This is a genomic window from Undibacter mobilis, from assembly GCF_003367195.1.
GTDB classification, from domain to species: domain Bacteria; phylum Pseudomonadota; class Alphaproteobacteria; order Rhizobiales; family Xanthobacteraceae; genus Pseudolabrys; species Pseudolabrys mobilis.
Window position 1 is genome coordinate 1,544,330 of sequence record NZ_QRGO01000001.1, and the last position, 26,207, is coordinate 1,570,536.

28 protein-coding genes are annotated in these 26,207 nt (G+C 63.7%); 11 read left to right on the top strand and 17 right to left on the bottom strand.

Annotated features, from left to right (window positions below):
- Positions 1-4 precede the first annotated feature (4 nt).
- The 4 genes from DXH78_RS07275 (at position 5) to DXH78_RS07290 (ending at position 2,355) form a co-directional block, all read left to right on the top strand.
- Positions 5-442, top strand: coding sequence for an AprI/Inh family metalloprotease inhibitor (locus tag DXH78_RS07275; RefSeq protein ID WP_115516416.1), 438 nt, complete (start codon positions 5-7; stop codon positions 440-442).
- A complete protein-coding gene (locus DXH78_RS07280) occupies positions 439-1,128 on the top strand; it encodes an AprI/Inh family metalloprotease inhibitor (RefSeq protein WP_115516417.1) in 690 nt (229 codons plus the stop codon). The genes DXH78_RS07275 and DXH78_RS07280 overlap by 4 nt, the downstream gene beginning before the upstream one ends.
- Before the next feature lie 66 nt (positions 1,129-1,194).
- Entirely contained in the window at positions 1,195-1,488 is a 294-nt protein-coding gene (locus DXH78_RS07285) for an ArsR/SmtB family transcription factor (RefSeq protein WP_115516418.1), read from the top strand.
- A 117-nt stretch (positions 1,489-1,605) separates the two neighbouring features.
- Positions 1,606-2,355: an SDR family NAD(P)-dependent oxidoreductase gene (locus DXH78_RS07290; protein WP_115516419.1), complete on the top strand. Its 750-nt coding sequence runs from the start codon at positions 1,606-1,608 to the stop codon at positions 2,353-2,355.
- 59 nt (positions 2,356-2,414) lie between these two features.
- Here DXH78_RS07290 and radC read toward each other — a convergent pair whose 3' ends face one another.
- The 7 genes from radC to DXH78_RS07325 form a co-directional block, all read right to left on the bottom strand.
- A complete protein-coding gene (gene radC, locus DXH78_RS07295) occupies positions 2,415-3,305 on the bottom strand; it encodes a RadC family protein (RefSeq protein ID WP_430727471.1) in 891 nt (296 codons plus the stop codon).
- Entirely contained in the window at positions 3,229-4,053 is an 825-nt protein-coding gene (gene map, locus DXH78_RS07300) for a type I methionyl aminopeptidase (RefSeq protein WP_115516421.1), read from the bottom strand. The genes radC and map overlap by 77 nt, the downstream gene beginning before the upstream one ends.
- Before the next feature lie 120 nt (positions 4,054-4,173).
- Positions 4,174-5,151: a D-erythronate dehydrogenase gene (gene denD / locus DXH78_RS07305; RefSeq protein WP_115516422.1), complete on the bottom strand. Its 978-nt coding sequence runs from the start codon at positions 5,149-5,151 to the stop codon at positions 4,174-4,176.
- A gap of 36 nt (positions 5,152-5,187) precedes the next feature.
- Positions 5,188-6,444, bottom strand: a complete 1,257-nt coding sequence (locus DXH78_RS07310; RefSeq protein ID WP_115517781.1) for an MFS transporter — start codon at positions 6,442-6,444, stop codon at positions 5,188-5,190.
- 2 nt (positions 6,445-6,446) lie between these two features.
- Complete coding sequence (locus tag DXH78_RS07315) at positions 6,447-7,169, bottom strand: GNAT family N-acetyltransferase (protein WP_115516423.1); 723 nt, start codon at positions 7,167-7,169, stop codon at positions 6,447-6,449.
- A gap of 6 nt (positions 7,170-7,175) precedes the next feature.
- Positions 7,176-8,015, bottom strand: coding sequence for an isocitrate lyase/PEP mutase family protein (locus DXH78_RS07320; protein ID WP_115516424.1), 840 nt, complete (start codon positions 8,013-8,015; stop codon positions 7,176-7,178).
- Between the two features lie 149 nt (positions 8,016-8,164).
- Positions 8,165-8,497, bottom strand: a complete 333-nt coding sequence (locus DXH78_RS07325) for a hypothetical protein (protein WP_115516425.1) — start codon at positions 8,495-8,497, stop codon at positions 8,165-8,167.
- A 361-nt stretch (positions 8,498-8,858) separates the two neighbouring features.
- Here DXH78_RS07325 and DXH78_RS07330 point away from each other — a divergent pair, with 361 nt between their 5' ends.
- Entirely contained in the window at positions 8,859-10,040 is a 1,182-nt protein-coding gene (locus DXH78_RS07330) for a pyridoxal phosphate-dependent aminotransferase (RefSeq protein WP_115516426.1), read from the top strand.
- A 6-nt stretch (positions 10,041-10,046) separates the two neighbouring features.
- Here DXH78_RS07330 and DXH78_RS07335 read toward each other — a convergent pair whose 3' ends face one another.
- Both DXH78_RS07335 and DXH78_RS07340 read right to left on the bottom strand, forming a co-directional pair.
- A complete protein-coding gene (locus DXH78_RS07335) occupies positions 10,047-11,399 on the bottom strand; it encodes a mechanosensitive ion channel family protein (RefSeq protein WP_115516427.1) in 1,353 nt (450 codons plus the stop codon).
- Between the two features lie 127 nt (positions 11,400-11,526).
- Positions 11,527-12,441, bottom strand: a complete 915-nt coding sequence (locus tag DXH78_RS07340; protein ID WP_168192729.1) for a DMT family transporter — start codon at positions 12,439-12,441, stop codon at positions 11,527-11,529.
- 132 nt (positions 12,442-12,573) lie between these two features.
- Between DXH78_RS07340 and kce the strand changes: the two genes are divergently transcribed.
- The 5 genes from kce (at position 12,574) to DXH78_RS07365 (ending at position 19,067) form a co-directional block, all read left to right on the top strand.
- Complete coding sequence (kce, locus tag DXH78_RS07345) at positions 12,574-13,509, top strand: 3,5-dioxohexanoate:acetyl-CoA acetone transferase (protein WP_115516429.1); 936 nt, start codon at positions 12,574-12,576, stop codon at positions 13,507-13,509.
- A complete protein-coding gene (locus DXH78_RS07350; RefSeq protein WP_115516430.1) occupies positions 13,509-14,054 on the top strand; it encodes a TRAP transporter small permease subunit in 546 nt (181 codons plus the stop codon). The genes kce and DXH78_RS07350 overlap by 1 nt, the downstream gene beginning before the upstream one ends.
- On the top strand, positions 14,026-15,381 hold the full coding sequence (locus tag DXH78_RS07355) for a TRAP transporter large permease subunit (RefSeq protein ID WP_147292583.1): 1,356 nt from the start codon (positions 14,026-14,028) through the stop codon (positions 15,379-15,381). Before DXH78_RS07350 ends, DXH78_RS07355 begins: the two co-directional genes overlap by 29 nt.
- 85 nt (positions 15,382-15,466) lie before the next feature.
- Positions 15,467-17,155 carry a YbaL family putative K(+) efflux transporter gene (gene ybaL / locus DXH78_RS07360; RefSeq protein WP_115516432.1) on the top strand — a complete coding sequence of 563 codons (1,689 nt, stop codon included), beginning with the start codon at positions 15,467-15,469 and terminating at the stop codon, positions 17,153-17,155.
- A 130-nt stretch (positions 17,156-17,285) separates the two neighbouring features.
- Positions 17,286-19,067 (top strand): potassium/proton antiporter, encoded by a 1,782-nt coding sequence (locus DXH78_RS07365; protein ID WP_115516433.1) that lies wholly within the window; start codon positions 17,286-17,288, stop codon positions 19,065-19,067.
- Here DXH78_RS07365 and DXH78_RS07370 read toward each other — a convergent pair whose 3' ends face one another.
- From DXH78_RS07370 to modA, 5 genes are all read right to left on the bottom strand, one after another.
- Positions 19,068-19,613 carry a DUF6580 family putative transport protein gene (locus tag DXH78_RS07370; RefSeq protein WP_115516434.1) on the bottom strand — a complete coding sequence of 182 codons (546 nt, stop codon included), beginning with the start codon at positions 19,611-19,613 and terminating at the stop codon, positions 19,068-19,070.
- Between the two features lie 74 nt (positions 19,614-19,687).
- Entirely contained in the window at positions 19,688-20,494 is an 807-nt protein-coding gene (locus DXH78_RS07375; protein WP_115516435.1) for a cobalamin-binding protein, read from the bottom strand.
- A 139-nt stretch (positions 20,495-20,633) separates the two neighbouring features.
- Positions 20,634-21,308, bottom strand: coding sequence for a molybdenum ABC transporter ATP-binding protein (modC, locus tag DXH78_RS07380; RefSeq protein ID WP_115517782.1), 675 nt, complete (start codon positions 21,306-21,308; stop codon positions 20,634-20,636).
- 1 nt (position 21,309) lies between these two features.
- On the bottom strand, positions 21,310-22,002 hold the full coding sequence (modB, locus tag DXH78_RS07385; RefSeq protein WP_115516436.1) for a molybdate ABC transporter permease subunit: 693 nt from the start codon (positions 22,000-22,002) through the stop codon (positions 21,310-21,312).
- A 21-nt stretch (positions 22,003-22,023) separates the two neighbouring features.
- Positions 22,024-22,809, bottom strand: a complete 786-nt coding sequence (gene modA / locus DXH78_RS07390; protein WP_115516437.1) for a molybdate ABC transporter substrate-binding protein — start codon at positions 22,807-22,809, stop codon at positions 22,024-22,026.
- A gap of 198 nt (positions 22,810-23,007) precedes the next feature.
- Between modA and DXH78_RS07395 the strand changes: the two genes are divergently transcribed.
- Positions 23,008-24,633 carry a GMC family oxidoreductase gene (locus DXH78_RS07395; RefSeq protein WP_115516438.1) on the top strand — a complete coding sequence of 542 codons (1,626 nt, stop codon included), beginning with the start codon at positions 23,008-23,010 and terminating at the stop codon, positions 24,631-24,633.
- Between the two features lie 59 nt (positions 24,634-24,692).
- On the opposite strand, the gene DXH78_RS07400 is transcribed toward DXH78_RS07395, so the two are convergent.
- From DXH78_RS07400 to DXH78_RS07410, 3 genes are read right to left on the bottom strand one after another with little or no spacing between them, the layout of a single operon-like run.
- Positions 24,693-25,046 (bottom strand): DUF3597 domain-containing protein, encoded by a 354-nt coding sequence (locus tag DXH78_RS07400; protein WP_115516439.1) that lies wholly within the window; start codon positions 25,044-25,046, stop codon positions 24,693-24,695.
- 51 nt (positions 25,047-25,097) lie between these two features.
- Positions 25,098-25,379: a GlsB/YeaQ/YmgE family stress response membrane protein gene (locus tag DXH78_RS07405; protein WP_115516440.1), complete on the bottom strand. Its 282-nt coding sequence runs from the start codon at positions 25,377-25,379 to the stop codon at positions 25,098-25,100.
- A 27-nt stretch (positions 25,380-25,406) separates the two neighbouring features.
- Complete coding sequence (locus DXH78_RS07410; protein ID WP_115516441.1) at positions 25,407-25,973, bottom strand: YidB family protein; 567 nt, start codon at positions 25,971-25,973, stop codon at positions 25,407-25,409.
- Positions 25,974-26,207: the final 234 nt, after the last annotated feature.

Genomic DNA, 26,207 nt, shown 5'->3' on the forward strand with positions numbered 1-26,207 from the left:
GGCCATGCGCGCCGCTCTTTGCCTTGTGACTTTGCTATTTCTACCGGGAACAGCGGCGTATGCCTTTGATTTTCCGCCGCTCAAGCCGATGGATGAAAAGGGGGTCGAGCCGGCTATACTTGCCGACGTGTTCGGCACCTGGGAGCTTCGCGATGCCAAAGGCAAGAAGCGCTGCCGGGTGAACTTGCTGAAAGAGATGGCCATTGGCGGCCGTCAGATCGAGGTTGCGCCCGGCTGCAGCAAAGTCTTCCCTGTAATGGGTGATATTGCAGCGTGGCGGTTGCAGGAAAGCTGGACGATCGATTTAATCGATCCTTTACGCAAAACGCGAATACGCTTTGAGACGCCGGATGAACGCTATATCGCCATCGGTGACGATAAGGATGTCGCCGACATCGATACTTTTGCTAAAGTTGAAACCAGAACGCCGAAAAAGAAATGACCGCTCAACGGATCGTCCTCCTTCTCCTTGCGTGCCTGGCTTTGTCGCCGGTTCAGGCGCAGCCGGCGGGAATGGGTGATGCCGCCAAGGCGCTGATCGGTTCGTGGGAGTTCTCCAACGCCGACCGCGATCGGCGCTGCACCGCGACCTTCACGAATGCTCCGGTCGTCGGCGGCTACAAGGTCGAATTTGACGCCAATTGCGCCGCGCTGTTTCCGTTTGTGGCTAACGTCAGCGGCTGGCGCTATCCGGACAATGACAACCTGTTCCTGTTCGACGCCGCCGGCAAGACGCTCGCCGAATTCAGCGAGGTCGAGGCCGGCATGTTCGAAGCGCCGACGCCGGGTGTGGGCGTGCTGTTCCTGCAGAACGCGGCCGCCGCTGCACCGCCGCCGAAGCGGCCGGAGGAGGTTGCCGGCGATTGGATCATCGCTGGGCAAGCGACGCTCTGTGAGCTTTCGCTGTCCGTCACCGCAGCGTCTGGTGGCGCCCTGCGGCTGACCGTCAAGCCAGGCTGCCGCGAGGATATTGCGAAGCTGAACTTCACGCGCTGGCGTATCGAAGGCGGCGAGCTGCAGCTGCTGCCGGCGCAGGGCACGACGCCGTGGCGTTTCGTCGAAAACGACAGCGACAACTGGCGGCGTATTCCGGAGACGAACGAACCGGTCAATTTGATCAGGCGATAGCCGCCCACGTTTGGCCTGCGTTGTGCCTTCCTTGCAACGAGCGGGCATCCTGACTATTTATTGATCATGGCTACGCCAAAAATCCAGCTCACGGACAAGCAATTCGCGCGCATCGCCCGGGCGCTGGCCGAGCCGCGCCGTTATGAAATCCTGAAGCAAATCGGCGCCGCCAAGCAGCCTTGCGTTGCATGCAGCGCGTTGCAAGAGACGCAGGACGTGACGGCTGCGACCTTGTCGCACCACATCAAGGAACTGGAAACCGCCGGCCTTGTCGAGATCGTGCGCGACGGAAGATTCATGAGCCTTGTGTTTCAGCGCGACGTGATGCGCGCCTATCTCGATCGCCTCGCCGAGATCTGACACCCCCCACTGACGTTCCTTCAGGCCCTTCGGTGGAAGAGGCTCCTTGAATTCGATATTTAGACAATTATCTAATTATCGAAGCGATGTCGCTTTGTCAAGTTTTGGAGCAGAAATATGAGCGATTTGAAGGGGAAAGTGGCGGTCGTCACCGGTGCGTCGAAGGGGATCGGCGCCGGCATTGCCAGGAAGTTCGCCGCCGCTGGTGCGTCGGTGGTGGTCAATTATGCATCGAGCAAGGAAGGCGCGGAGCGCGTCGTCAACGAGATTACGGCCAGCGGTGGCAGGGCCATCGCGGTACAGGGTGACATGTCGAAGGCCGCCGACGTCAAGCGGCTGTTTGCAGAATCGACCAAGGCATTCGGCAAACTCGACGTTCTGGTGAACAATGCCGGCGTTTATGCCTTTGCTACGCTCGAGGACATCAACGAGCAGGAATTCTATCGCCACTTCAATATCAACGTGCTCGGGCCGATCCTCGCGACGCAAGAGGCGCTGAAGCACTTTGGCAATTCCGGCGGAAGCGTCATCAACATCAGTTCGCTGGCAAGCACGCTCAGCCTGCCCGCTACGGCGGTTTATTCCGCGACCAAGAGCGCGTTGGATTCGGTGACGCGCGTACTCTCGACCGAACTCGCGGGCCGCAACATTCGTGTCAACACCATTGCCCCCGGCGGTGTCGAGACAGAAGGTACGCATGCCGCCGGTGTCATCGGCAGCGACATGGAAAAGCAGATGATCGCGAGCACGCCCCTCGGCCGTCTCGGAACGCCCGACGACATCGCACAAGTGGCGGTTTTTCTCGCTTCCGAAGATTCCGGCTGGGTCACCGGCGAACGCATTACCGCCGCGGGCGGGTATCGGTAGACGTTTTGTGCCACCGGACGGAGCACAGCCTGTCGTGCTGCGTCCGGTGCGCGCGACGCTCAAATCAGCTTCATCCCCTTCAGGCTCGTGTGGCCGTCCTTGCCGACGATGATGTGGTCATGCACGGCAATGCCGAGTGGTTTTGCCACCTCGATGATCGACTGCGTCATCTGGATGTCCGCCCGTGATGGCGTCGGATCGCCGGATGGATGGTTGTGAACCAGGATCAGAGCGGTGGCCGACAGTTCCAGCGCGCGCTTGACCACCTCGCGCGGATAAACCGGCGTGTGGTCTACCGTGCCTTGCTGTTGCACCTCATCGGCAATCAATTGGTTGCGCTTGTCGAGAAACAGCAGCCGGAACTGTTCCTTGTCCTCATAGGCCATGGCGGTGCGACAATAGTCGATGACGCTGGCCCATGACGACAACACCGTGCGCTTGGTCGCTTCGCCGCGCGTGATGCGCTTGGCCGAGGCATGAATGATTTTGAGCTCATCGATGACGGCGTCGCCGATGCCCTTGATCTCCTTCAGGCGGGCGCGCGGCGCAGCCATTACCTCGGCGAAGGAGCCGAAACGCGCCACGAGGTCCTTGGCCAGCGGCTTGACGTCGCGCTGCGGAATGGCGCGGAACAGCACCAATTCCAGCAATTCGTAGTCGCTGACAGCGTCCTCGCCAGCCTTACGGAAGCGCGCGCGCAGCCGCTCGCGGTGACCGTGATAATGCGGCGCGGCCTCGGCGAGGCCGTTCGCGCTGTCGAATGTCTGCTGCTCGTCCGCCATGCCCGCGCCTGATGCAACCAAGGCGGGTATCGTAGAGATATAAGCGGAAACGGGGAAGGGCCTCTCGCGGCCTCGTGCCGAGGAGCGGGAATCAGACCTTATAAGGCGGCTTGTCGAGCCCGGCGGGCGAGAAGGTGAAAACTTCGACGCCGTCGGCGGTGACGCCAACCGTGTGCTCGAACTGGGCCGATAGCGAGCGGTCGCGGGTCACGGCGGTCCAGCCGTCGGAGAGGACTTTCACATGCGGGCGGCCGAGATTGATCATCGGCTCGACCGTGAAGAACATGCCGGGCTTGAGCACAACGCCTTCGCCCGGACGACCGACATGGACGATGTTCGGCTCGTCGTGGAACAGCCGGCCGAGGCCGTGGCCGCAAAAGTCGCGCACCACGCTCATGTGCTGTGCCTCGACATAGCTCTGGATGGCGTGGCCGATGTCGCCGGTGGTGGCGCCGGGGCGGATCACCGCGATGCCGCGCATCATCGATTCATGGGTCACTTCGATCAGCCGCTCGGCGCGGCGCGGAATGTCGCCGACCGTATACATGCGGCTCGAGTCGCCATGCCAGCCGTCGACGATCAAGGTCACGTCGATATTGACGATGTCGCCGTCCTTGAGCGGCTTCTCGTTGGGAATGCCGTGGCAGACGACATGGTTGATCGAGGTGCAGGTCGATTTCCGGTAGCCGCGGTACATCAGCGTCGCCGGCAGCGCGGCGTTGTCCATGGCGAACTCGTAGACCAACTGGTCGATCTTGTCGGTCGGCACGCCCGGTTTGACATGGGGCGTCAGCATGTCGAGGCAGCGCGCGGTGAGCTGCCCGGCCTTGCGCATGCCTTCGAAGGCAGCGGGGCCGTGAAGCTTGATCTGCCCGGTCTTGCGCTGGGGGGAGACGGCGGCGTCAATATAGGTCATGGGCCCAATGTAAGGTTTTAGGCCTTTTCGGGCAAGTTACCCCGCCCCATCCTTCGCGATGCCCCGTTTTTGGGGGTCCCTCAGGATGAGGCGGATTTGACGCGATGCCCGGCGGAACGATCACGCAATCTTACCGCCCAGTTCGTCCTCGATATGGGCCTTGACGATCTCGTCGAAGTTCTTCTCCGCCTTGAAGCCGAGTTCCGCGGCGCGTCTGGCGTCAATGCGCTCGGACCATCCCGAGACGATGCGCATGATCAGTTCGTCGGGCTGCCGCTTGATGCGGGCCGCGACCTGCGGCCCGGCGATCCGTGTCAGCGAGTCGATCTGTTCGGCGACCGTGCAGCACACGCCCGGCATGGCGAGGTTGATGCGCGGCCCAAGCTGCTCGCGGGTCAGCGTCGCCGCATGCAGCAGGAAGCCGACGGCGGCACGCGGTGAGGCATGAGTGTGCCGCACCGTATCTGCGACGGGCAGGATGGCCTCATGGCCTGCCAGCGGCTCGCGGATGATACCGGAGAAGAAGCCGGAGGCCGCCTTGTTCGGCTTGCCGGGCCGGACGCAAATGGTCGGCAGGCGAATGCCGACTCCGTCGAGGAAACCCCGACGATTATAGTCGGCCAGCAGCAGTTCGCTGATCGCCTTCTGGGTGCCGTAGGAGGTGAGCGGCGTCAGATGGAAATCATCCGGGATCGCGTGAGGAAACGGCGCGCCGTAGACTGCGATCGACGACGTGAAGATGAACTTCGGATGATAGCCTTCGGCGTGGCGGATCGCTTCGAGCAGCGCCCGGGTGCCATCGAGATTGACGTGATAGCCCTTGTCGAAGTCGATCTCGGCCTCGCCCGAGACGACGCCGGCAAGATGAAAAATCACATCGGGCCGTTCGGCGATCAGTTTCTCGGCGGCGCCGGGCGCCGCCATGTCGCCGGTGACGATGTCGACCTTGCCGCCGAACCCGGCCGGCTTTTCCGCCGCCACCACATCGGTCAGGGTGAATTTATCGATCGGCTTGCCGTTCAGACCGCCGTCCTTGACCAGGCGGGCGGTCAGCTTGCGTCCGATCATGCCGGCCGCGCCGGTCACCACAACATGCATAGGCATTTCCCCTTCTTCGACTTTTGTTCTCTATCGTTACGCCTTTGCGGCGTTCTGTTCTTTTCGGCTCTCGACCGGCTGAAACCGGTCGAGGTGCCGCAGGTCCGGAAACAGCATCATCCACAAACCGGCGACGATCAATGAGCCGCCGCCGCCGATCAGTACCGAGGGCACGGCGCCGAACCAGCCGGCAAGGACGCCGGACTCGAACTCACCCAGCGTATTCGACGAGCCGACAAAAAGGTAGTTGATGGCCGCGACCCTGCCGCGCATCTCGTCCGGCGTCTCGACCTGCACCAGGGTGAAGCGGATGACGACGCTGACCGCATCCGCCGCGCCCAGCACGGCGAGCGCGCCGATCGACAGCGGCAGCGACGAGGAGAGCGCGAACACAACGGTGGCGGCGCCGAACACCGCGACCGAGATGAACATCTTGCGGCCGATGTGGCGTTCGACCGGGAAGCGCGACAGCACCAGCGCGGTCAGCAGGGCGCCGATTGCGGGCGCCGAGCGCAACAGGCCAAGGCCAATCGGGCCGGCCGCGAGAATGTCCTTGGCAAAGATCGGTAGCAGCGCGGTTGCGCCGCCGAGCAGCACCACGAACAGATCGAGTGAGATGACACCGAGCAGCCGGCTGCGGCTGCGCACGAAATCGAAGCCGGCCAGTGCCGACCGCAAGGTCGGCGGCTCGCGGCTTGGCGTATGGCGCGTGACGCGCATGAGGCTGACACAAATGATGGCGGCCGCAAAAAAGAGAGCGCACATCGCACTCACCGCACGCGGCTCGAAGGCGTAGATGAAGCCGCCGAGCGCGGGGCCGCAGATCACCGCGGTCTGATTGGCTGTCGTCCACGCTGCGACGGCGCGCGGCATCAGCTTTACCGGCACGGTCGCCGCGACCAGCGACTGGTTGGTGGGCAGTTCAAAGGCTCGGGCACAGCCGATGGCGAAGACGAGAACGAACAGCAATTCGCGCGACAGCCAGCCGGTCAGCATGGCGACAGTCATGACAATGGCGCAAAGGGCGTAAACCGACTGCGCTAAGCGCACGATCACCCGGCGGTCATAGCGGTCGGCGACATGGCCGATCAGCAATGTAAGCACGACCGCAGGAATGAACTGCAGCAGCCCAACATAGCCGAGATCGAAGGCGCTGCCGGTAATGGCATAGATCGACCAGCCGATAACGACCGCGAGCGCTTGATAGCCGATGGTCGCGAACAGCCGCGCGAACCAGAGAAAGACAAAGGCCTGATGCTGCAGCAGCCCGGCCGTCTCCGAAGATTTCGACATGCTCATCCGGCAAAGCCGTTCAGTTCGCTCAAGGATATTCTCTGTTTGCCGGCCGCGTCGAAATTGTCCGGCGCCAACCAACGCTCGAACGCCGTCTTGCGCGCGGGCCATTCGCTATCGAGCATGGAGAACCAGGCGTTGTCGCGGTTCCGACCCTTGGCGATGATGTGCTGACGGAACGTGCCTTCGTAGGTGAAGCCGTAGCGCAAGGCTGCGCGGCGCGAGGCGGCGTTCAGCGCATTGCATTTCCATTCATAGCGGCGATAGCCCAGTGTCTCGAAGGCATAGCGCGCCAGCAGGTATTGGGCTTCGGTACCGATCTTCGTGCGCTTGAGCGCCGGCGAATAAAGGACGTGGCCGACTTCGATTGTGCGCATCTCCGGCCTGATCTCCATCAGCGTGAAGTAGCCGACGGCGCGGCCGTTATCGTCGAGGATGGCGTAGGCATAGGGATCGGTGAGGCCGGCGCGCTTGGTGATGAATTCGGCGAAGATTTCGGGATCGGTGAAGGGGCCATCGGTGCTGATATAGGTCCAGATGTCCGGGTGTCCCTCGAATGCCGACCACAGGTTCTCTGTGTGGTGATCCTGCAGCTTCTCGATGCGGCCAAAGCGGCCCTCGAGCGTCACCGGGCCGGGGCGCTGCGCCGGTGTTGCATCGACCTTGAGACCGACCGGCTGTCCGGTTTCCGGGAGCGGTTCCCATTGCAGGTCGAAATCAGGCATGGCGGCCTACTGTTCCGATGGGGCATTTCGAGCGAAAAATGCGTCCAGTTCGGTACCGGATATTATACCACCCAGACGGTCGAACTTGCCCTCGTCGGCAATCAAAGTCGCGGCCTTGATGAAGGCGTCCATCGCGACGCGGGCGAGCGCGCCGCCGACGCTGATGCGGCGCACGCCCATTCCGGCGACATCGGCGACGGTGAAGCCGCTGGGCGACGACATCAGCAGGTTGACTGGCTTCGGCGCCACGGCTTTCACGACCGCTTCGATCTGTTCGCGGGTCTTGATGCCGGGGACGTAAACGCAGTCGGCGCCGGCGTCGGCAAAAGCGGTGAGGCGGCGGATGGCATCGTCGAGATCCAGACGGCCGTGCAGGAAGCCTTCGGCGCGTCCCGTCAGCAGAACGTTGCTGCCGGATTTGTCGATGGCCTGCCGCGCTGCGCGCACGCGCGCCACCGCCTTGTCGAAGTCATAGAGCGGCGCGCTTTCGTCGCCGGTAAAATCCTCGATCGACAGTCCGGCGACGCCGGTGTCGATGCAGAGCCGCACATTATCGGCGAGCGCGTCGGGCTCGTGCGCATAGCCATTCTCGAAATCGGCATTCAACGGGATAGTGGTTGCCGCCGCGAGTTCGGCGTAGTGGGCAAGCACCACATCGCGGCCCAATTGTCCGTCGTCCGGATAACCGAGCGAATAGGCGTGGCCCGAACTCGTGCTCGCCAGCGCCGGAAAGCCGAGGCTTTGCAGATAGAGCGCGCTGCCGACATTCCAGGGATTGGGAATGACGAAGCAGCCGGACTGGTGGAGCTCTTTGAAAATCCGGCGTTTGTCGGCGGCGTTCGGCATGGTGGTTTCGATCCCGAGCGAATGCGCGGGACGGTGCCACGATCAGGGCAGAAAGGACAATGGCATTCATTGATGGTTTGATGAATGCCGCGCATAACAGAACCGCGGCGCACGCCCAAGACGTCCGGTGGAGCTGCGGTTGCAGCGCCTTAAACCTGGCGGTGTCTTTGGCCCGACGGGCTGGCAGCCTGCTCCGAAACTATTCGCCCGAGCACCAGGCGGCCCTGCTGATCGAAGGAGCTTGAGACAGACTGCGGCTTTCCATTGAGCAGGAACGTGCTGAGGTTGCGTTGGGCGCGCTCCGGCATATCGAGATAAGCGCGGATCATTTCGACAATGCCCGGCTCGCGGGTCCAGTAGTAAAGCTCAAGCAGACGGCTGGTGTCGGCGCCATCGCGTATCAACGTGTTGATCAGTTCGGTCGCATTGTCGTTGCGCTGGGCGTCGGCGGTGCTTTGTCGGCGTTTGACCTTACGCCCCATGATTGACCTGCAGTATCTGGAAGGCGCCCGCGAGCGCGCCGCACGGCGTGTTGAAGGCCAAGGCGCCCCGCGAGTGATCAAATTTCGCCAGTTTCATGGGCAGCCGTGCGCTCCGGATTTCACGGGCCATCGCTGTGAGAAGGGCATCTATCGTCTAGGTTGCAAACTATCGTACAGCACAACGAACTTTACGTCATCCGAAACCATCGACGTTCTGTCTGTTCGACTACAATCTATTATATTAAACTATAATAATACAACTAATGAGTGTTAATGCGCTGCTCGGCTGTGGGGTTTGCTTTTGCTCGGCAGTTCATGTGAACTGCCGCGAAAATTTGCTGCAGTCCGGGAGACTTACACGATGTTCAAGACGATTGCGGCGTTCGACCGCATTGGTGAGGAAAACGCCTTCGCGGTGCTCGCGCGTGCCAATGCGCTGATTGCCCAGGGCCGGGATATCATCAACCTCGGCATCGGCCAGCCCGACTTCCGCACCCCGGATTTTATCGTCGAGGCGGCGGTCAAAGCGCTGCGCGACGGCCATCACGGCTACACGGCTGCGAACGGAATTCCGCCGCTGCGGGAAGCCGTCGCCGCCGACTTGCACAAGCGATTCAAGGTGGACGTCTCGCCCGACAGCGTCATGATCATGCCCGGCGGCAAGCCGACCATGTTCATGTCGATCCTGATGTTCGGCGAACCTGGCGCCGAGATCATGTATCCCGATCCCGGCTTCCCGATCTATCGCTCGATGATCGAGTTCACCGGCGCGACGCCTGTCCCGGTGCCGATCCGCGAGGAGAACGGCTTTGCCTTCTCAGCGGAAGAGACGCTCAAGCTGATCACGCCGAAAACGCGGCTCATCATCGTCAACTCACCGGCCAATCCGACCGGCGGCGTCACACCCAAGGTCGAAGTCGACAAGCTGGTCGCCGGCCTCGCCAACTGGCCTGATGTCGCCATCATGTCCGACGAGATCTACGACCACATGACCTATGACGGGGAGCAGCATGTTTGTCTGCTGTCCTATCCGGAAATCCGCGATCGCTTGATTCTGCTGAATGGCTGGTCGAAGACCTATGCCATGACCGGCTGGCGTCTCGGCTACGCGATCTTCCCCGGAAAACTCTACGACTATGCGCGCAAGCTCGCCGTGAACCTGCACTCCTGCGTCAATGCCTCGGCGCAGTATGCCGGCTTGGCCGCGCTCACCGGCCCGCAGGACGAAGTGACGAAGATGATCGCCGAGTTCGATCGCCGCCGCAAAGTCGTGGTCGAAGGGCTGAACAAGTTGCCCGGCGTATCGTGCCGGACGCCGAAGGGCGCGTTCTATGCCTTCCCGAACATCAAGGCGACCGGATGGAAGGCCAAGGCGCTGGCTTCGTCGCTGCTGGAAGATGCCGGCGTTGCCATCATCGGTGGGCCGGACTTCGGCATTCTCGGCGAAGGCTATGTGCGCTTGTCTTACGCCAACTCGACCGAGAACATCCTCAAGGCGCTCGACCGCATGGGCGATTTCCTGTCGAAGAAGAAAGCGGCGTAACGCGCTTTATCCCGGAAACGGCGATTTCGGCGCCGCTGTGTCGTCCTGATCCTTCGGCGGATCGGGTTCGTCTTCGCGCGCGAGTTCGTAGATCACCCGTGCCGGCCCTGGCTTCGGTATGGTCACGCCTTGATGCGCCAGCGTGTCCCACAGCGCGAGCAGCACGTCGCTCCGCACATTGATGATGCCGGCGGCCGGATCGCGTATCCAGAACCACATTTCGTATTCGATCGAGGTTGAACCGAACGCCGTGAGCATGCATTGCGGCGTCGGCTTCTGCACCACGCGATCGACGCGTTGCGCCGCTTCGACCGCAGCAGCCTGCGCCTTGCGAGGATCGCTGTCGTAGGTCGTATTAAACTTGACCGACAGGCGGACAAGGTCGCTCGAGTAGCTCCAGTTGGCGACGCGCTGGGTAATGAAGTCCTCGTTCGGGATGAGATATTCGCGGCCGTCGCGGGTGTCGACCGAGGTATAGCGCGCGCCCATGATCCCGACGCGGCCGAAATGCTCGCCGACCGAGATAACGTCGCCCGGTTTGATGGATTTGTCGGCGAGCAGGATGATGCCGCTGACGAAGTTCGACACGATCTTCTGCAGGCCGAAGCCGAGGCCGACGCCGATCGCGCCGGAGAAGAAGGCGAGCGCCGACAGATCGATGCCGACGCTCGACAACACGGTGATAATCGCGAAGGCGATCAGCAGGATGCGGATCATCTTGCTGATCAGCACCTGGACGGATGGTGTCAGATCTTTCTCCGATTTGATACGCCGATCCATGAAGTCGCTCAGCGCATTGGCAATCCACAATGCGATCAGCAGGAGCACTGTGCCCTTGATCACCAGCAGCGCCGATATGCGGAGGCCGCCGAACATCACGGCATAGGCGTCAAGCTCGGCGCGCACCGCCGAACGCAGCCCGACGATGTCGAGCGCAGCGAAGGTCCAAGCCGCAATCGACACCACGCGATGGATGAACTGGTTGCGGATGAGTGAGGTGACCAGCGCGATGACGACCCACGCGGTCGCAAGACTGACGGCAACGCCGACCAGGTAGGAGCGGCTGGGCCATGTCATCGACAGCATCGCCTCGCGGGCGATGAATGCAATCGCGATAAAGAGGATGGTGCCGATACAATCGAGGAGCGCTTTGGCGAGCAGCTTGATGAGCGGTGGCCAGCTGGCACCGAGCTTGTCGAGGTCGACGCGGCGGCGGATCGTGGCGCCCGCCAGTGCGCCGGCGAAGCCGGCCACCAGGAGTATGCCGAATTGAACGAGCAGCCAGAACGAGGACAGTTCGGCGACGAGGTTATGCAGCGTGCCGCTCAGATTGGCGACGACGCCCTGGACGTTGTCCATGTTTCTGCACTCCGGTTCCCTGCGCGCTGGTCGGCAGGGCCTTTATCACTGCAATTCCTATCAAATTGCGCTTTGAACCGCGGCGCCGCGGGCCCGGTTATGCACATCTACCCGATGCAAAATGGCCTCAGCGCATGGCGAAGCGGAAACCGACGAGGACGATGGCAAGGCCGATCAGCTGCGGGATGCTCGGTACGATGCCCAGTGCGAGAAAGCCCAGGATCAGCGAAAAGCCCGGTACCAGCGCCGGAAATGTCGAGGCGCGCCCCGCGCCGAGCAGCGCCACCGACCGCGCAAACAGGAAGATCGGCAGCACGCCGGCAACGAGCCCCTGCACGACGATCTGCAGCAGGTTTTCGCCCCAGCCGAAACGCAGCATGTTCTCGGTGCCGACGAACAGAAAATAGACGGGGCCGTAAATCAGCACGGACATCAGGCCGACCGCGGCGACGACGCGGATTCCGGACACCTGCCACTGCCGTAACAGGATGCCGAACAGCGCCCAGAAGGCGCCGGCTGTCGCAAACAGCAAATCGCCGCCGATGCCATGCGTGCCGATGGTGGCGAGCGATTCGACGCCGAACACAACAAGCCCAATGGTGATGGTGATGGCGCCGACGATCCGGGCCGCGGACAAGCGCTCCCTGAGCAGCAGAGCGGCGAGTACGATGCCGGCCAGCGTGGCCGTCGCCGGCTGGATCGTGGTGCCGTGGCCGAACGGAACGAGGATGAAACCGGTGTAGGCGAGGAGCGCCTGGGTCGGACCGGACAGCACCGCCAGAATGAAACCGCGCCGCCAGCCGATGCCGCCGAGATCGGCGATCCCGTCCCGCATGACCACGGGAAGAAGCAGAAGTCCGGTCCAGATATAGCGGTGAGCCGCAAGATCGGCCGGCGAAAAGCCGATCGAGATGCCGTGTTTCGCCACTGCGAACCCGGCGGCCCAGGCCAGCGCCGCGCCGACGCCGCACAGGATGCCTATAATTGCGGCCGACGGTTTTCCGCCTGGCGAAACTCCGGATGGCGGTGAGGTGGCCGGCATGGCTGCATCCAGTTTTTTGTGGCGAAAGGCCATGCGTCATGCGAGGTGACGTGCGCCCGGCAGATAATCTAGGATTGCCGCTCAAGTCCAACGATCAAAACACACAGCAACTACCCCAAGGACGGATACCTCATGGCGAAGTCGCGCAAAGTCATCATTACCTGCGCCGTTACCGGTGGCATTCACACGCCTTCAATGTCGCCCCATCTCCCGGTTACCGCGCAGGAAATCGCGGACGCGGCCATTGGCGCGGCCGAGGCCGGCGCCGCGGTTGTCCACCTGCATGCACGAAACCCGCAGGATGGCCGTCCGGATCAGTCGCCCGAACTTTTTTCTCCGTTCCTCAAGGTTATCAAGCAGCGCTCGGACGTCGTGCTGAACCTGACCACCGGCGGCGCTCCCACCATGACCGTCGAAGAACGCTTGCGCCCGGCGGCGACGTTCAAGCCGGAAGTCGCATCGCTCAACATGGGTACGATGAACTTCGGTCTCTATCCCATGATCGAGCGCTTCAAGGGCAAGTTCAAATATGATTGGGAAGAGCCCTATCTCGAAGGCACCCGCAAGGGCATGTTCAAGAACACGCTCGCCGACATCGAGATGATCCTGACGACCTGCGCCGAGAATAACACGCGCTTCGAAGTCGAGTGCTACGACATCAGTCATCTTTATACACTGAAGCACTTCCTTGATCGCGGCGTCATCAAGGCGCCGCTGTTCATCCAGTCGGTGTTCGGCATTCTCGGCGGCATCGGAACCCATCCTGAAGACGTCATCATGATGAAGCGCACGGCCGACCGTTTGTTCGGTGACCAATACCACTGGTCCGTTCTCGGCGCCGGCGCATCGCAGATGCGCATCGCGGCGATGGCGGCGTCGATGGGCGGCAATGTCCGCGTCGGCCTTGAGGACTCGCTGTGGATCGGCCCCGGCAAGCTCGCCGAATCCAACGCACAGCAGGTCAAGAAGGTGCGGCAGATTCTCGAAGGCCTCGGCCTCGAAATTGCGACGCCCGACGATGCGCGGGAAATCCTGTCGCTCAAGGGCGGCGACAAGGTCGCGTTCTGATGCCGCGGCGCTTGTCGCCACACCATGCAGGATCTTGGCAGCCGGTCGCTATCGCCGACCGGCTGTCGCGTTTCACGATGGTCGTAGCGGCAGCCCTGACCTTTGCAGTGGCCATCGTGCTGCTCGCCGACGTCGTGAGCCGCGCTGTCGCCGGCCGTCCGATGGGCGGTGTCAAAGATATCGTCGGCAACGTCATCGTCATGATCGTGTTTCTGCAGGCTGGTTACGCGGTACGTTGCCGGTCGATGCAGCGCACCGATTTCTTGCTTGGCCTGATGCCGTGGCCGGCGCGCCGCATCGCACTCGCGGTGGGCTATGCGCTCGGCGCGATGTTGTTCGCCGCGATTGCCGCCGCCAATTGGCCGCCCGCGCTCGCGGCATTCGGCGGCAGCGCCGGCGTTGCGGCCTGGATCGCCCGTTTCGCCATCGTCGCCGGCGCAGCGCTGGCTTGCGTCAACTACGGACTTCTTGCAATCCTCGATCTGACCGGCGCCGAGCCGACGCTCGATAGCGAGCTTGCCGATCTACGGAGGCTGGAGCCATGAAGCTGGCTTGCTGGCGGGCGACAGCGTGATCGGAGCAGGCGTGGCCACCGTGATGCTCGTTGTCCTGGTGATGCTGATCGCTTTCGGCGTCCAGGTCGCTACAGCGCTCGGCCTTGTCAGCATGGCCGCAATCTATGCAGCAACCGGCGACTGGCAGGTGGTGTCTCGCCTCATCGTAGCGACCGCCTACGATGGGCTACGGGTCGATGCCATCATCGCCATTCCCCTCTTCATGCTGATGGGCGAATTCATCGCGCGATCCGGCGCCGTGACCGACGTTTTTCGGGCCGCGACTTGCGCGTTGCACCGGGTGCCAAGTGGTGCGGCGCTGGCCGCTGTGGCCGGGAATGCCCTTCATGCTTTTGTGGCCGGTGGCTCAGCCGCTGGTACGGCCGGCTATTCCCATATCACCTATGGTGAACTGCGCCGCCGCGCCGCCGATCGCGCTGCATCGCTCGGCATGCTCGCTGGCGCCTCCGCGCTGGGTATGTTGTTGCCGCCGAGCGTGTTGATGGTGACCTGGGGCATTCTCACGCGTCAGCCGGTCGGCGCCATCTTTCTCGCCATGCTGATACCGGCCATGCTTGCCTTGGCCGGCTTCGTCGTCTCGGTGCTGGTCGCCGCTCCGGCGCCGGGATCCCGCGAGAATTCGCGCAAGGATTTGCCAACGGACGCGCCGCCGCCGCGGGCGGTGGCGAGCTTGATTGGCATTCTGCTGGTCGTGGTCACCGTTCTGCTCTGCGTTGGTTTGCGGCTCCTCAGTGTCGCCGAGACAGCCAGTCTCGGCGTTGGGCTCGCTCTCATCATGGCGATCGGCAAAGGCATGCGGGCCGGCGCCATCGTCGAGGCGATTCTGGTCGTGGGGCGGGCATCCGCACCAATCCTGCTGCTCATCTTCGCCGCGCTCCTCTATGGCCAGGCCCTTGCTGTTACCGGAGCGGGCGCCGCTATTCAGGCGGCGCTCGGCAGCCTCGGAGCGGCGGGGGCGCTCGCCGTGATGGTGGCGATATGGCTGGTGCTGGTGACGGTCCTCGATGCGCTGTCGGCGGTCGCGCTCACCGCGGCGCTGTTTGTCCCCGCTGCCTCGACATTAGGCATCGATCCGCTGGCTCTGGCTGTGATCGGCGTCCTGGTTCTGGAGGGCGCGCCGCTGGTGCCGCCCTTCGGCCTCCTCGTCTTCACCGCGCGGGCCGCCGGCGAGGACGGCGTCCCGGTGTTCGACATCTTCAGACATGTCCTGCCGGTGCTGACGATTCTGATGGCGGCGATACTTCTTGTTGCGGCCTTCCCCAAAGTTGCCATCTGGCTGCCCTATCTGGTCCGGTAGCCGTTCGGTGGCAGCGACAAATTGCGCGCCGGGTTGACGCGCGACCATTGGCGCGCTTGGTGGATTCGCCAACAAGGACACGCCGATGCATCACCACATGCCGCTGATCTCGACACTCGTCCTGGGCCTTGTGGTCGCGTTTGCGCTGGGGGCTCTGGCACAGCGCCTGCGGATCTCGCCTTTGGTCGGTTATTTGCTGGCCGGTGTGGTGATCGGTCCGGCGACGCCGGGTTTTGTGGCGGATATCGGCCTCGCCAACCAGCTCGCCGAAATCGGCGTCATCCTGCTGATGTTCGGCGTCGGCCTGCATTTCTCGCTCAAGGATCTGTTGTCGGTCAGGGCCATCGCCGTGCCCGGCGCGGTGGCGCAGATCACGGTGGCGACCCTGCTCGGCATGGGGCTCGCCGCGGCCATGGGCTGGAATATCGCCGCCGGGCTGGTGTTCGGCTTTGCGCTGTCGGTCGCCTCGACGGTGGTGCTGCTGCGCGCGTTGCAGGAGCGCCGTCTCGTCGAAACCGAGCGCGGACGCATCGCGGTCGGCTGGCTGATCGTCGAGGATCTCGCCACGGTGATAGCGCTGGTGATGCTGCCGGCGCTCGCGCCCGTGCTCAAGGGCGGGCTGCAGAGCGGCCCCGACCTGGCATCGCTGCTGATGCCGATCGGTCTGACGATCGCGAAGGTCGTGGCCTTCCTGGTCGTGATGCTGCTGATTGGTCGCCGCGTCATCCCGTGGATCCTGCACTACATCGCCCACACCGGCTCGCGCGAGCTGTTCCGTCTCTCGGTGCTCGCGATTGCGCTGGGCTGTGCCTTCGCCGCGGCGACGTTGTTCGACGTGTCCTTTGCGCTCGGCGCTTTCTTCGCCGGCATGATGATGGCGGAGTCGGAGCTCAGCCAGCGTGCCGCGCAGGAAACCCTGCCGTTGCGCGATGCCTTCGCCGTGCTGTTCTTCGTCTCGGTCGGCATGCTGTTCGACCCGATGATCCTGGTGACGCAGCCGCTGCCGGTGCTCGCCACCGTGCTCATCATCATGATCGGCAAATCATTCGCCTCTTTCGCCATCGTGCGGTTGTTCAAATACTCGACCAACACGGCGGTGACGATTTCGGCGAGCCTGGCGCAGATCGGCGAATTCTCCTTCATCCTCGCCGGCCTCGGCGTCTCGCTCGGTCTGCTGCCGGAGGAAGGCCGCGCCCTCATTCTCGCCGGCGCGATCCTGTCGATCCTGCTCAACCCGATGTGCTTTGCCGCGCTCGACTGGTGGCTGGCGCGTAAGGCGGTGCCGGCGCCGTCGGCCGATGCCGCCCAGGCCGAGCCCGAGCCGGTCGAGCCGGCGCGCGAACCCTTGCCGGCGACGAAGCTCGCCGGTCACGTCGTGCTGGTCGGCTGCGGCCGGGTCGGCCGGTACTTCATTCTGAACGCCGGCGACAGGGCGGCTCCGCTGCTGGTCGTGGAAGAGAACGTCGATATCGTCGAGCGCCTGCGCCAGGAAGGGCGCGAGGTCATCGTCGGCAACGCCGCCGCCAAGGAGGTGCTGGAAGCCTGCAATCTGGCGGAGGCGCGCTGTCTCCTCGTGGCCGTGCCGAACGCCTTCGAGGGCGGGCAGGTCATCGCCCAGGCCCGTATCATCAAACCGGGTTTGCCGATCATGGCGCGCGCGCATTCCGAGGAAGAGGTCGAATACCTCCGCAAGCACGGCGCCACGTCGGTCATTATGGGTGAACACGAGATCGCCCGGGCCATGATCGACCTGGTACCGCAGCCGGCGACCTGAAATTCACGAATTCTTGCAACGATTGGCGTTTATCTTCCGCAAGCGAATATGTTTCCCTGAGGTCAGGTGATTTGCGGCCGAAGCGCCGCCGGATCGCCGCTCGCTCAAGTCCGGAGAACCTTGCGGTCAGATGGCAGCGCTCGATACGGTCAGCATTGCGATCCTGCTTGGCAGCCTGCTGATCCTGGCGGGTATTCTGTCGAGCCTGCTGGCGATGCGCTTCGGCGCGCCCTTGCTGCTCGTGTTCTTGGCCGTCGGCATGCTGGCGGGCGAGGGCGGGCCGGGTGGCCTCCGTTTCGACGACGTCGGTATTGCCTATACCGTGGGCTCGATCGCGCTGGCGCTGATCCTGTTCGACGGCGGCCTGCGCACCCGCTTCGCCAGTATCCGCAGCGTGCTGGCGCCGTCGATGATGCTGGCCACCGTCGGGGTGCTGGTGACGGCGTTGCTGACCACGCCGGTCGCCAAGTTCGCCCTCGGCATCGGCTGGATCGAAGCGCTGCTGCTCGGCGCCGTGGTCGCCTCGACCGACGCGGCGGCCGTTTTCTTCCTGCTCAGCGCCGGCGGCCTGCGACTGCGGCCCCGCGTGCGCGCCACGCTCGAGGTCGAGTCGGGCACCAACGATCCCTTTGCCATCTTCCTGGCGCTGCTGCTCGTCGAAGTGCTGTCGGTCGGCGGCCAGAGCTGGTCGCAGGCGATTTTCAGCCTGTTCCGCGATGCCGCGCTCGGCATGGCCATCGGTTATGGCGGGGGTCGTATCATCGCCTGGGTGCTCAATCGCGTGACGCTGGCGCAGGGCCTGCACGCGCCCTTCGTTGCCGTCAGCGCGCTGGTCGTGTTCGGCTTCGGCAACGCCGTCCACGCGTCCGGCTTTCTCGCGGTTTACCTGGCCGGCCTCGTGGTCGGCAACCGTCAGATCCGCGCTCACAACTCGGTCGTCGTCTTCCTCGATGCCATCACCTGGTTGATGCAGATCGTGATGTTCGTGCTGCTCGGTCTTCTGGTCTGGCCTGCGCGGCTTGCCGACAATCTCGTCGGCGCCGTCGTGGTGGCGCTGACCCTGATGCTGGTCGCGCGGCCGGTGGCGGTGTTTCTCTGCCTGTGGCCGTTCAAATTCCAGTGGCGCGAAAAGCTCTTCATCTCGTGGGTCGGCCTGCGCGGCGCGGTGGCGATCTTCCTGGCCTCGATCCCGCTGCTGGTCAAACTGCCGGGTGCGACGATGTATTTCGATGTCGCCTTCGTCGTGGTGCTGTTCTCGCTCCTGATCCAGGGCTGGACCGTGGCGATGTCGGCGCGGCGGCTCGACATGTCATTTTCGCGCGCGGATCCGGCGCCGCAGCGTGTCGAGCTTGACTTGCCCGGGCAGCTGACGCGCGAGTTGGTGGGCTATCCGGTGTCGCCCAAAAGCCCGTTTCTCAAGCGCGGGCTGATCCCGAACTGGGCGCGGCCGACTTTGGTCATCCGCGACGAGGAGATCCTGACGCCGCCGGAAGCCGCACCCGTGCGCCAGGGCGACTACGTCTATCTGCTGGCGCCGCCGGAAAAAGCGCAGGCCCTCGACCGCTTCTTCATGGAAAGCCCGGCGCCGCGCGTGCCGGCGGCGGAAGCGCTTGGCGATTTCGTCGTATCCGGCAGTGCCACGCTTGGCGCGCTCGCTGATATCTACGGGCTGCAGGTCGCGGCCGACCATGCCGAGATCAGCCTCGCCGACTTTTTCACCGAGCAGCTTGGCCGCCCGGCGAGAGCGGGTGACATCGTCGCGCTCGGCACCATCGCTTTGCTGGCGCAGAAGGTCGAAGGCGGCAAGGTGACGAATGTGGGGCTGCGGCTCGACGAGCCGGAGGCGGCCGCCACGGTGAGCGGCGGCGCCAAGGCGCTTTACGGCAAGGTGCGGAAAAAGCTGTTTGGCTGATCAGCCGTTCAGGCGCGACAGCAGCGGCGTGCGCTGGATCATGTAGGCGCCGCCGAACAGCACTGCGGTCCAGAACAGATCGCCGGCGAGGCTGTTCTGGAAGAAGGGCAACGCCAGCACGTAGCACTGCGTCAGGCCGGCCAGAGTGTGGCTGTACATGCCGCTGAACGCCCAGACGGCGAAGTTCGACAGCACGAAGAACGCGACCGAACAGGCCACCATGGTGCCTGCTGTGCCGACAATGCCGCGCCAGTTGCGCGTCGCCATGCCGGCAAATGCAGGCAGGGTGAGTGCGGCGTAGGTGATGAGTGAGATGCGCCAGTCGTCGCCCGACAAGGCCAGCCCCGACACCGCCATGGCGGCGAGCGGCACGATCGGCGCCAGTACCGGATTGCGCAGCATCCGGCCCGCGAACAGCGCGCTCGCCGCGATCGGCATGAAGCCCCAGGCATGCGGCAGGAGCCGCGCCAGCACGTCAAAAGCGACGAGGAAGGCGATCAGCGCCAGATCGGCGAGCAGGGCGGAGCGGTTGGCGGTCGTGTGCATCGCAGGTATCCTGATTGTGCTTGGCAAACGTCTTAGCACGGCAGGGCGGGCCAAATCCATCGGCCAAAAGCCCGTCAATTGGCCTTTTCTGGCCCTTGCGAGGCCCATTCCGCCATGATCGCCGCGAGCGCATCGAGGCCGTCGGTCAGCGCGGCCGGGCCGGGCTGCAGGATCACGGTCGATTTGACCTCGCGCAGCCAGCCGGTGGCGACGGCCGGCACGTTGTCGAAGCCGGGGCGGGCCACGACCTTCGCCGGTGCGAACTTCTTGCCGCACCACGAGCCGATGATGATGTCCGGCTTTGCCGCGATCACCGCCTCCGGTGCGACGATGCGATCCTTGGCATTCTTGCGCTTCGACAGGTCGGGGAAAATGTCGATGCCGCCCGCGGCCTCGACCAGTTCGGACACCCAGCCGAGTCCGGAGATCATCGGCTCGTCCCATTCCTCGAAATAGACGCGTGGACGGCGGGGCAATTTTGCAGATTGCGTCCGCACCTGGTGCAGCCGTGTCTCCAGCCTGCGCGCCAGCGTCTCGGCCTTGGCCGGCTGGCCGGTGAGCGCACCCAGGGTACGGATCATGTCGAAGATGCCGGCGAGGTCGCGCTGGTTGAAGGCGTGAACCGCGACATTGTTGCGGATCAGTTCGGCGACGATGTCGGCCTGCAGATCGGAGAATGTCAGGACGAGATCGGGTTCGAGCGCCAGGATCTTCGGCACGTCGGCCGAGATGAAGGCGGCGACGCGGGGCTTTTCCTTGCGCACCTGCGGCGGACGCACCGCATAGCCGGACACGCCGACAATGCGCGCGTCCTCGCCGAGCAGATAGAGCGTCTCGACGGTTTCTTCGGTGAGGCAAACGATGCGGGAGGGTGGGAACATGCCCGTGACTATAGCAGCAATGCTGCCGTCGCTGCTAAGGCGAACGCCAAATCGGCCTCATAGTGAGGAGCGCCGCTTCAGCGGCGCGTCTCGAACTATGGGCCGCCCCATCCTTCGAGACGCGCACTTCGTACGCTCCTCAGGATGAGGCGGATCGAAGCAACTCCACGCCGCCACTGTTCACCACGCGGCCGCCATCGAGCAGCACGACGCGGCTCGCGAGCAGCTTCACTTCACCCGCGTCGTGGCTGACATAGATCATCGGCAGCTTCGTGTCGTCGCGCAGGCGGACCAAGTAGGGCAGGATTTCGTTTTTGCGCCCGGCATCGAGCGAAGCCAGTGGCTCGTCGAGCAGCATCAGACGCGGCTTCATCAGCAGCGCGCGGCCAAGGGCGACGCGCTGACGCTCGCCGCCTGACAGCGCGCCGGGGCGCCGGTCGACGAGTGGCGCGATGTCGAGCAGTTCGGTCACGTGCCGGTACTGTGCTTCGTCGCGTGGCAGGCCTGTCATCCAGCGGCCGTAATCGAGGTTGCGCGCCACCGACAAATGCGGAAACAGCCGGCCGTCCTGGAACACAGTGCCGATGCGGCGGCGGTGCGCCGGCACATGGATGCCGCGCGCGCTGTCGAACACAGTCTCGCCGTCCACGACGATGCGGCCGCGGTCGGGCTTGATCAGGCCGGCGATCATGCCGACGACTGAGGTCTTGCCCGACCCCGAAGGGCCGAACAGCGCGGTAACGCCGCCGTCGCCCTGGAAGGTGACGCTGAGGGCGAAGTCGCCGAGTTGCTTGTCGATGTCGACCGAGATCATGTCAGACGCCATGCACGCGGGCGCCGGCCCTGCGTCCGAACCATTCCGACATGATCAGCGCCAGCAGCGAGATTGCCACCGCAATGACGACGAGTTTGAGCGCCTGCGCATCGCCGCCGGGCACCTGGGTCAGCGTGTAGATCGCCGCCGAGATGGTCTGCGTCTCACCCGGGATGTTGGAGACGAAGGTGATGGTGGCGCCGAATTCACCGAGAGCGCGGGCGAAGGCCAGGACAGCACCGGCGATGATGCCGGGCAACGCCAGCGGCAATGTCACCGTGACGAGGGTCCAGAGCCGGTTGGCGCCGAGAGTCGCGGCGGCGTCTTCCAGTTTGCGGTCGACGGCCTCGATGGACAGGCGGATGGCGCCGACCAGCAGCGGAAACGACATCACCGCGCAGGCCAGGGCCGCGCCGGTCCAGCGGAACGAGAACACGATGCCGATGCTCTCCAACCAGGCGCCGAAAATGCCGCGACGGCCGAAGGCAATAAGCAGCAGATATCCGGTCACGACCGGCGGCAGCACCAGCGGCAGATAGATGACGGCATTGAGCAGCGTCTTGCCGGGGAAATTCTTGCGCGCCAGGAGCCACGCCATGGCGATGCCGAACGGCAAGGATGCCGCGGTGGCCACCGCCGCGACCCTCATGGAGAGAGCAACGGCGGTCCATTCTTCGGGAGAGAGAGAGAGCATCAGGAATTCTTGGCTACCAAGTTAACTGGCTTTGGCTGTGGCGAGAACGCTGAAGCCGTATTTCCCGAAGATCGCCTTGGCTTCATTGCCGCGCAGGAAGCTGAGGTACTTGACGGTATCGGCCTTGGCGTTCGTCGTCGCTGCCACGGGATAAGTTATCGGCGGATAGGAGCCGTCGGGGAAAGTGGCGACGATTTTGACATTCGGTTCGACCTTGGCGTCGGTCTCGTAGACGATGCCGATCGGCGTTTCGCCGCGGGCGACGAAAGCGAGCGTGGCCCGCACATTCTCGGCCATCGCGAGCTTCGGCTCGGCCGCGGCCCACGCACCCAGTTTCTCCAGCGCCGCCTTGGCGTAGAGCCCGGCGGGCACGGCCTTGACGTCGGCGACCGCGATGCGGCCGTCGCCGACGAGCTTGGCGATGTCGAAGCCCTGCTCGATCTTCACATTGCCGATCTTGGAGTCCTTGCCGGCGATCAGCACCAGTTTATTGCCGAGAAGGTTATAGCGGCTGTCGGCCTTGATCAGCTTCTTCTCGTTGACATAGTCCATCCACTTGAGATCGGCCGAGATGAACACATCGGCCGGCGCGCCATTTTCCATCTGCTTGGCGAGCGCGGAGGAGGCGGCGTAGCTCGCGGTCACCTTGACCCCGGTCGCCTTGGTGAACGCGGCGTTGGCGTCGTCGAGCGCGTTCTTCATGGAGGCGGCGGCGAAGACGGTGAGCGTGTCCTGCGCTTGCGCCGGCGGCGAGGCCGTGGCGGCAAAAGCGAGAAAGGCCAGGATGGTGGAAAAAGTCTTCAGCATGGCGGTACTCCTCGCGCGCGGAATGCGCGCCGGGTGGCGTCAAATCGGTGATAACTGTCGACCCGTCGCCGGAACCGCCGTTCCGGTTTTCGCGTGACGGCATGCGCAATGCGCCACGGACAGGCCATACCTAGCAAGTTTATGGCCGCTTGTCACCGGTTCGGCGCTCACGCACACTTGCCGCGAGAGGGAACGTCAATGGTTACTGTTGTGCCTGTTGAAGGCGACTTCGACTATATCATCGTCGGTGCGGGTTCGGCCGGCTGCGTGCTTGCCAACCGTCTGTCGGCCGATCCGACCAAGCGCGTGCTGATCCTGGAAGCCGGCGGCAAGGACAACTGGATCTGGTTTCACATTCCGGTGGGCTATCTTTTTGCCATCGGCAATCCGCGTGCCGACTGGATGTTCAAGACCGAGGCCGAGCCGGGTCTGAACGGCCGCGCGCTCAACTATCCCCGCGGCAAGGTGATCGGCGGCTGTTCGGCCATCAACGGCATGATCTACATGCTCGGCCAGGCCACTGATTACGACCAGTGGCGCCAGCTCGGGCTGCCTGGCTGGTCGTGGGACGACGTGCGGCCGTATTTCCGCAAGCATGTCGATCATTTCCTTGTTGGCGAGCAACACGCGCAGGGAGGAGAGTGGAGAGTCGAACAACAGCGTTTGTCGTGGGAGATATTGGAGGCGTTCCGGCGTGCCGCGATCGAATATGGCATCCCCGAGAGCATCGATTTCAACAGGGGCGATAACGAAGGCATCGGATATTTCCATGTCAACCAGCGCAGGGGCCGGCGCTGGTCGGCGGCCCGCGGCTTTTTGAAGCCGGCGCTCAAGCGGCCGAACCTGAAGCTCGAAACCAGCTGTCAGGCGGAATCGATTTTGTTCGATGGAAAGCGCGCCGGCGGCATTCGCTTCCGGCAGAACGGCGTATTGCGCGATGTGAAGTGTCGCGGCGAAGTCATCCTCGCTGCCGGCGCCATCGGTTCGCCGCATCTGCTGATGCTGTCGGGCATCGGCCCGGCGGCCCATCTCGGCGGCCACGGTATCGACGTCCGTCTCGACAAGCCCGGCGTTGGGCAAAACCTGCAGGATCATTTGCAGCTGCGCACGATCTATAAGGTCGCTGGCGTCAAGACGCTCAATGCCATCAACGCCACGCTTCACGGCAAGCTCGGCATGGGGCTCGATTACGTCTTGCGCCGCCGCGGGCCGATGACCATGGCGCCGTCACAGCTCGGGGCGTTCACCAAATCCGATCCGTCGCAGGACCGCGCCAACATCCAGTATCACGTGCAGCCTCTGTCGCTGGAGAAGTTCGGCGACGCGCTGCATCCGTTCCCGGCGTTCACCGCCAGCGTTGCCAATTTAAGGCCGACGTCGCGCGGCGCCGTGACGCTGAAATCGGCCGAGCCTTCGCAGGCGCCGGCGATTGCGCCGCATTACCTGTCGACCGACGAGGACAGGCGTGTTGCCGCCGATTCGATCCGCGTGACCCGCGCCATCGTTTCGCAGCCGTCGCTGAGGACATATTTGCCGGTCGAATATCTGCCCGGCGAGAGTGTTCGCAGCGACGACGAGGCGGCGCTGGCGAAGGCGGCGGGCAATATCGGCACCACGATCTTCCACCCGGTCGGCACGGCGAAGATGGGCCGTGACGACGATCCGCGCGCCGTGGTGGATGCGCGCCTGCGCGTCATCGGCATTGACGGCCTGCGCGTCATCGATGCTTCGGTCATGCCGTCGATCACCTCGGGCAACACCAACTCGCCGACCATGATGATCGCCGAGAAGGGCGCGGCGATGGTGCAGGAGGATGCTCGTTAAAAGAAAAACGCCCCCTCCCGTTTCCGGAAGGAGGCGTTCTCGAAGCTGCGATCTATCGATCAGTCCTTGATGTCGGCCGGCACCTTGCCGCCATTGGCGGCGAGCTTTTCCATGATCTGCTTGTGCAGCCAGATATTCATCTTGGCCGAGTCGTTCATGTCGCCGGTGTATTTCAGTTCTTTGGCCAGTTCCTTGCGCGCCGTGAGGCTCGAATCGAGATCGAGCGCCTTCATCAGGTCGACGATCGAGGTGCGCCAGGCGAGCTTTTCGCCCTTGGACGCGGCCGCCTTGTCGACGACGGCGGCGACATCAACCGGCTCCATCGGAGCCGGCGCCGGCGTTGACGGCGAAGCTTGCGCCTGCGCCGAGCCGGTGCCGAAAATAGCACCCATAATTTTACCGAAGATACTCATGGTGTTCCCCTTCAGGGTTGGTGGTCGTCGAACGTTGGTAAGAACGAAAGTTCAGAGCGGCCGGTTGCCGGGATCGGAAATCACGTGCGACGCGACCAGCCTGTTCCAGATGAACAGCACGAGGATGGCGCCGACCGTTGCGCCGATAAAGCCCGCGCCTTGATCAGGACGATACCAGCCGACTGCCTGTCCGATCCAGGTCGCCGCGAATGCGCCGGCAATGCCGAGCACCGTCGTGAGCAAGAAGCCCCGGGGATCGTTCGGTCCCGGCGAAATCCAGCGCGCGATCATGCCCGCGACGAAGCCGATGAGGATGATCCAGACGATGCCCATGATGTAATACCCCTTAGCGCGCGTCGGTTAGAGAAGTTTCGAAATTTCGTGTTCGTCCGGCACGCGGCCCTGCGGCGTCATGGTGTCGACAACCTGCGGCAGATACTGGCTCAGCCCGTCGAGCAGTTCATTGCGCGACATGCCGGTCTGCTGGGTGAGGGCATCGAGCTGGTCGGCGCCGAGCGCCTTGGCGAGGTCTGAAGGATCAACCGGTTCGTTCGGACCGGTGCCGACCCACGAGTTCGCGGCATTGCCGAGACCGTTTTGCTGAAGCTGTTTCACCAGATCGCCGAGGCCACCGCTGAGAATGCTGCCCGCGGCGCCGCCGCTCAGCAGGCCGCCGAGGCCGCCGGCGAGAATGCCACCGAGACCACCACCATTCAGAAGACCGCCAAGTCCGCCGGACGATGGCTGTGTCGGCGCCGGCGCAGAGGGAGTTGACGGCGCCGTCTGTCCGCCGCTCATGCCCTTGAAAGCCTTGTAAGCAAGGAGGCCGAGGATCGCCATCGTGATCGGCGACATGCCGCCTTTGCCCGGCTGCGTCTGTCCGCGCGGACCGTTCTGCATTCCGTTGAGGACATCCATAAGCCCCATGGCTTCAACTCCTTCTCTTGATAGCGTTAGTAGCGCTCATGCTTGTGTCAGCGCTGTGACCGCAATCACAAACTCCGATGGGAGGTTTCGCCGTCAACAAGCACCCGCCGCGGTTTCTGTTCCCTGCACGCAGGTTGCCTGGTGGTATGGGAGGAAGGTGCGGCAAAGAGGTGAGCTGAGCCAAATTCAATCCGTCCTTCCGTTCAGGTGATCTCCGCTCGCGCGGAGGCTGCC

What these genes read in the sequence shown, in the direction of transcription:
- ybaL (WP_115516432.1), top strand. Translation starts at nt 15,467, where the DNA reads ATGCATCACCACATGCCGCTGATCTCGACACTCGTCCTGGGCCTTGTG.
- DXH78_RS07330 (WP_115516426.1), top strand. Translation starts at nt 8,859, where the DNA reads ATGTTCAAGACGATTGCGGCGTTCGACCGCATTGGTGAGGAAAACGCC.
- DXH78_RS07340 (WP_168192729.1), bottom strand. Translation starts at nt 12,441, where the DNA reads ATGCCGGCCACCTCACCGCCATCCGGAGTTTCGCCAGGCGGAAAACCG.
- DXH78_RS07370 (WP_115516434.1), bottom strand. Translation starts at nt 19,613, where the DNA reads ATGCACACGACCGCCAACCGCTCCGCCCTGCTCGCCGATCTGGCGCTG.
- DXH78_RS07335 (WP_115516427.1), bottom strand. Translation starts at nt 11,399, where the DNA reads ATGGACAACGTCCAGGGCGTCGTCGCCAATCTGAGCGGCACGCTGCAT.
- DXH78_RS07325 (WP_115516425.1), bottom strand. Translation starts at nt 8,497, where the DNA reads ATGGGGCGTAAGGTCAAACGCCGACAAAGCACCGCCGACGCCCAGCGC.
- DXH78_RS07310 (WP_115517781.1), bottom strand. Translation starts at nt 6,444, where the DNA reads ATGTCGAAATCTTCGGAGACGGCCGGGCTGCTGCAGCATCAGGCCTTT.
- DXH78_RS07315 (WP_115516423.1), bottom strand. Translation starts at nt 7,169, where the DNA reads ATGCCTGATTTCGACCTGCAATGGGAACCGCTCCCGGAAACCGGACAG.
- DXH78_RS07375 (WP_115516435.1), bottom strand. Translation starts at nt 20,494, where the DNA reads ATGTTCCCACCCTCCCGCATCGTTTGCCTCACCGAAGAAACCGTCGAG.
- DXH78_RS07400 (WP_115516439.1), bottom strand. Translation starts at nt 25,046, where the DNA reads ATGAGTATCTTCGGTAAAATTATGGGTGCTATTTTCGGCACCGGCTCG.
- modA (WP_115516437.1), bottom strand. Translation starts at nt 22,809, where the DNA reads ATGCTGAAGACTTTTTCCACCATCCTGGCCTTTCTCGCTTTTGCCGCC.
- DXH78_RS07290 (WP_115516419.1), top strand. Translation starts at nt 1,606, where the DNA reads ATGAGCGATTTGAAGGGGAAAGTGGCGGTCGTCACCGGTGCGTCGAAG.
- denD (WP_115516422.1), bottom strand. Translation starts at nt 5,151, where the DNA reads ATGCATGTTGTGGTGACCGGCGCGGCCGGCATGATCGGACGCAAGCTG.
- DXH78_RS07280 (WP_115516417.1), top strand. Translation starts at nt 439, where the DNA reads ATGACCGCTCAACGGATCGTCCTCCTTCTCCTTGCGTGCCTGGCTTTG.
- DXH78_RS07275 (WP_115516416.1), top strand. Translation starts at nt 5, where the DNA reads ATGCGCGCCGCTCTTTGCCTTGTGACTTTGCTATTTCTACCGGGAACA.
- kce (WP_115516429.1), top strand. Translation starts at nt 12,574, where the DNA reads ATGGCGAAGTCGCGCAAAGTCATCATTACCTGCGCCGTTACCGGTGGC.
- modB (WP_115516436.1), bottom strand. Translation starts at nt 22,002, where the DNA reads ATGCTCTCTCTCTCTCCCGAAGAATGGACCGCCGTTGCTCTCTCCATG.
- DXH78_RS07365 (WP_115516433.1), top strand. Translation starts at nt 17,286, where the DNA reads ATGGCAGCGCTCGATACGGTCAGCATTGCGATCCTGCTTGGCAGCCTG.
- modC (WP_115517782.1), bottom strand. Translation starts at nt 21,308, where the DNA reads ATGATCTCGGTCGACATCGACAAGCAACTCGGCGACTTCGCCCTCAGC.
- DXH78_RS07350 (WP_115516430.1), top strand. Translation starts at nt 13,509, where the DNA reads ATGCCGCGGCGCTTGTCGCCACACCATGCAGGATCTTGGCAGCCGGTC.
- DXH78_RS07320 (WP_115516424.1), bottom strand. Translation starts at nt 8,015, where the DNA reads ATGCCGAACGCCGCCGACAAACGCCGGATTTTCAAAGAGCTCCACCAG.
- DXH78_RS07395 (WP_115516438.1), top strand. Translation starts at nt 23,008, where the DNA reads ATGGTTACTGTTGTGCCTGTTGAAGGCGACTTCGACTATATCATCGTC.
- DXH78_RS07410 (WP_115516441.1), bottom strand. Translation starts at nt 25,973, where the DNA reads ATGGGGCTTATGGATGTCCTCAACGGAATGCAGAACGGTCCGCGCGGA.
- DXH78_RS07285 (WP_115516418.1), top strand. Translation starts at nt 1,195, where the DNA reads ATGGCTACGCCAAAAATCCAGCTCACGGACAAGCAATTCGCGCGCATC.
- DXH78_RS07405 (WP_115516440.1), bottom strand. Translation starts at nt 25,379, where the DNA reads ATGGGCATCGTCTGGATCATCCTCATCGGCTTCGTCGCGGGCATGATC.
- map (WP_115516421.1), bottom strand. Translation starts at nt 4,053, where the DNA reads ATGACCTATATTGACGCCGCCGTCTCCCCCCAGCGCAAGACCGGGCAG.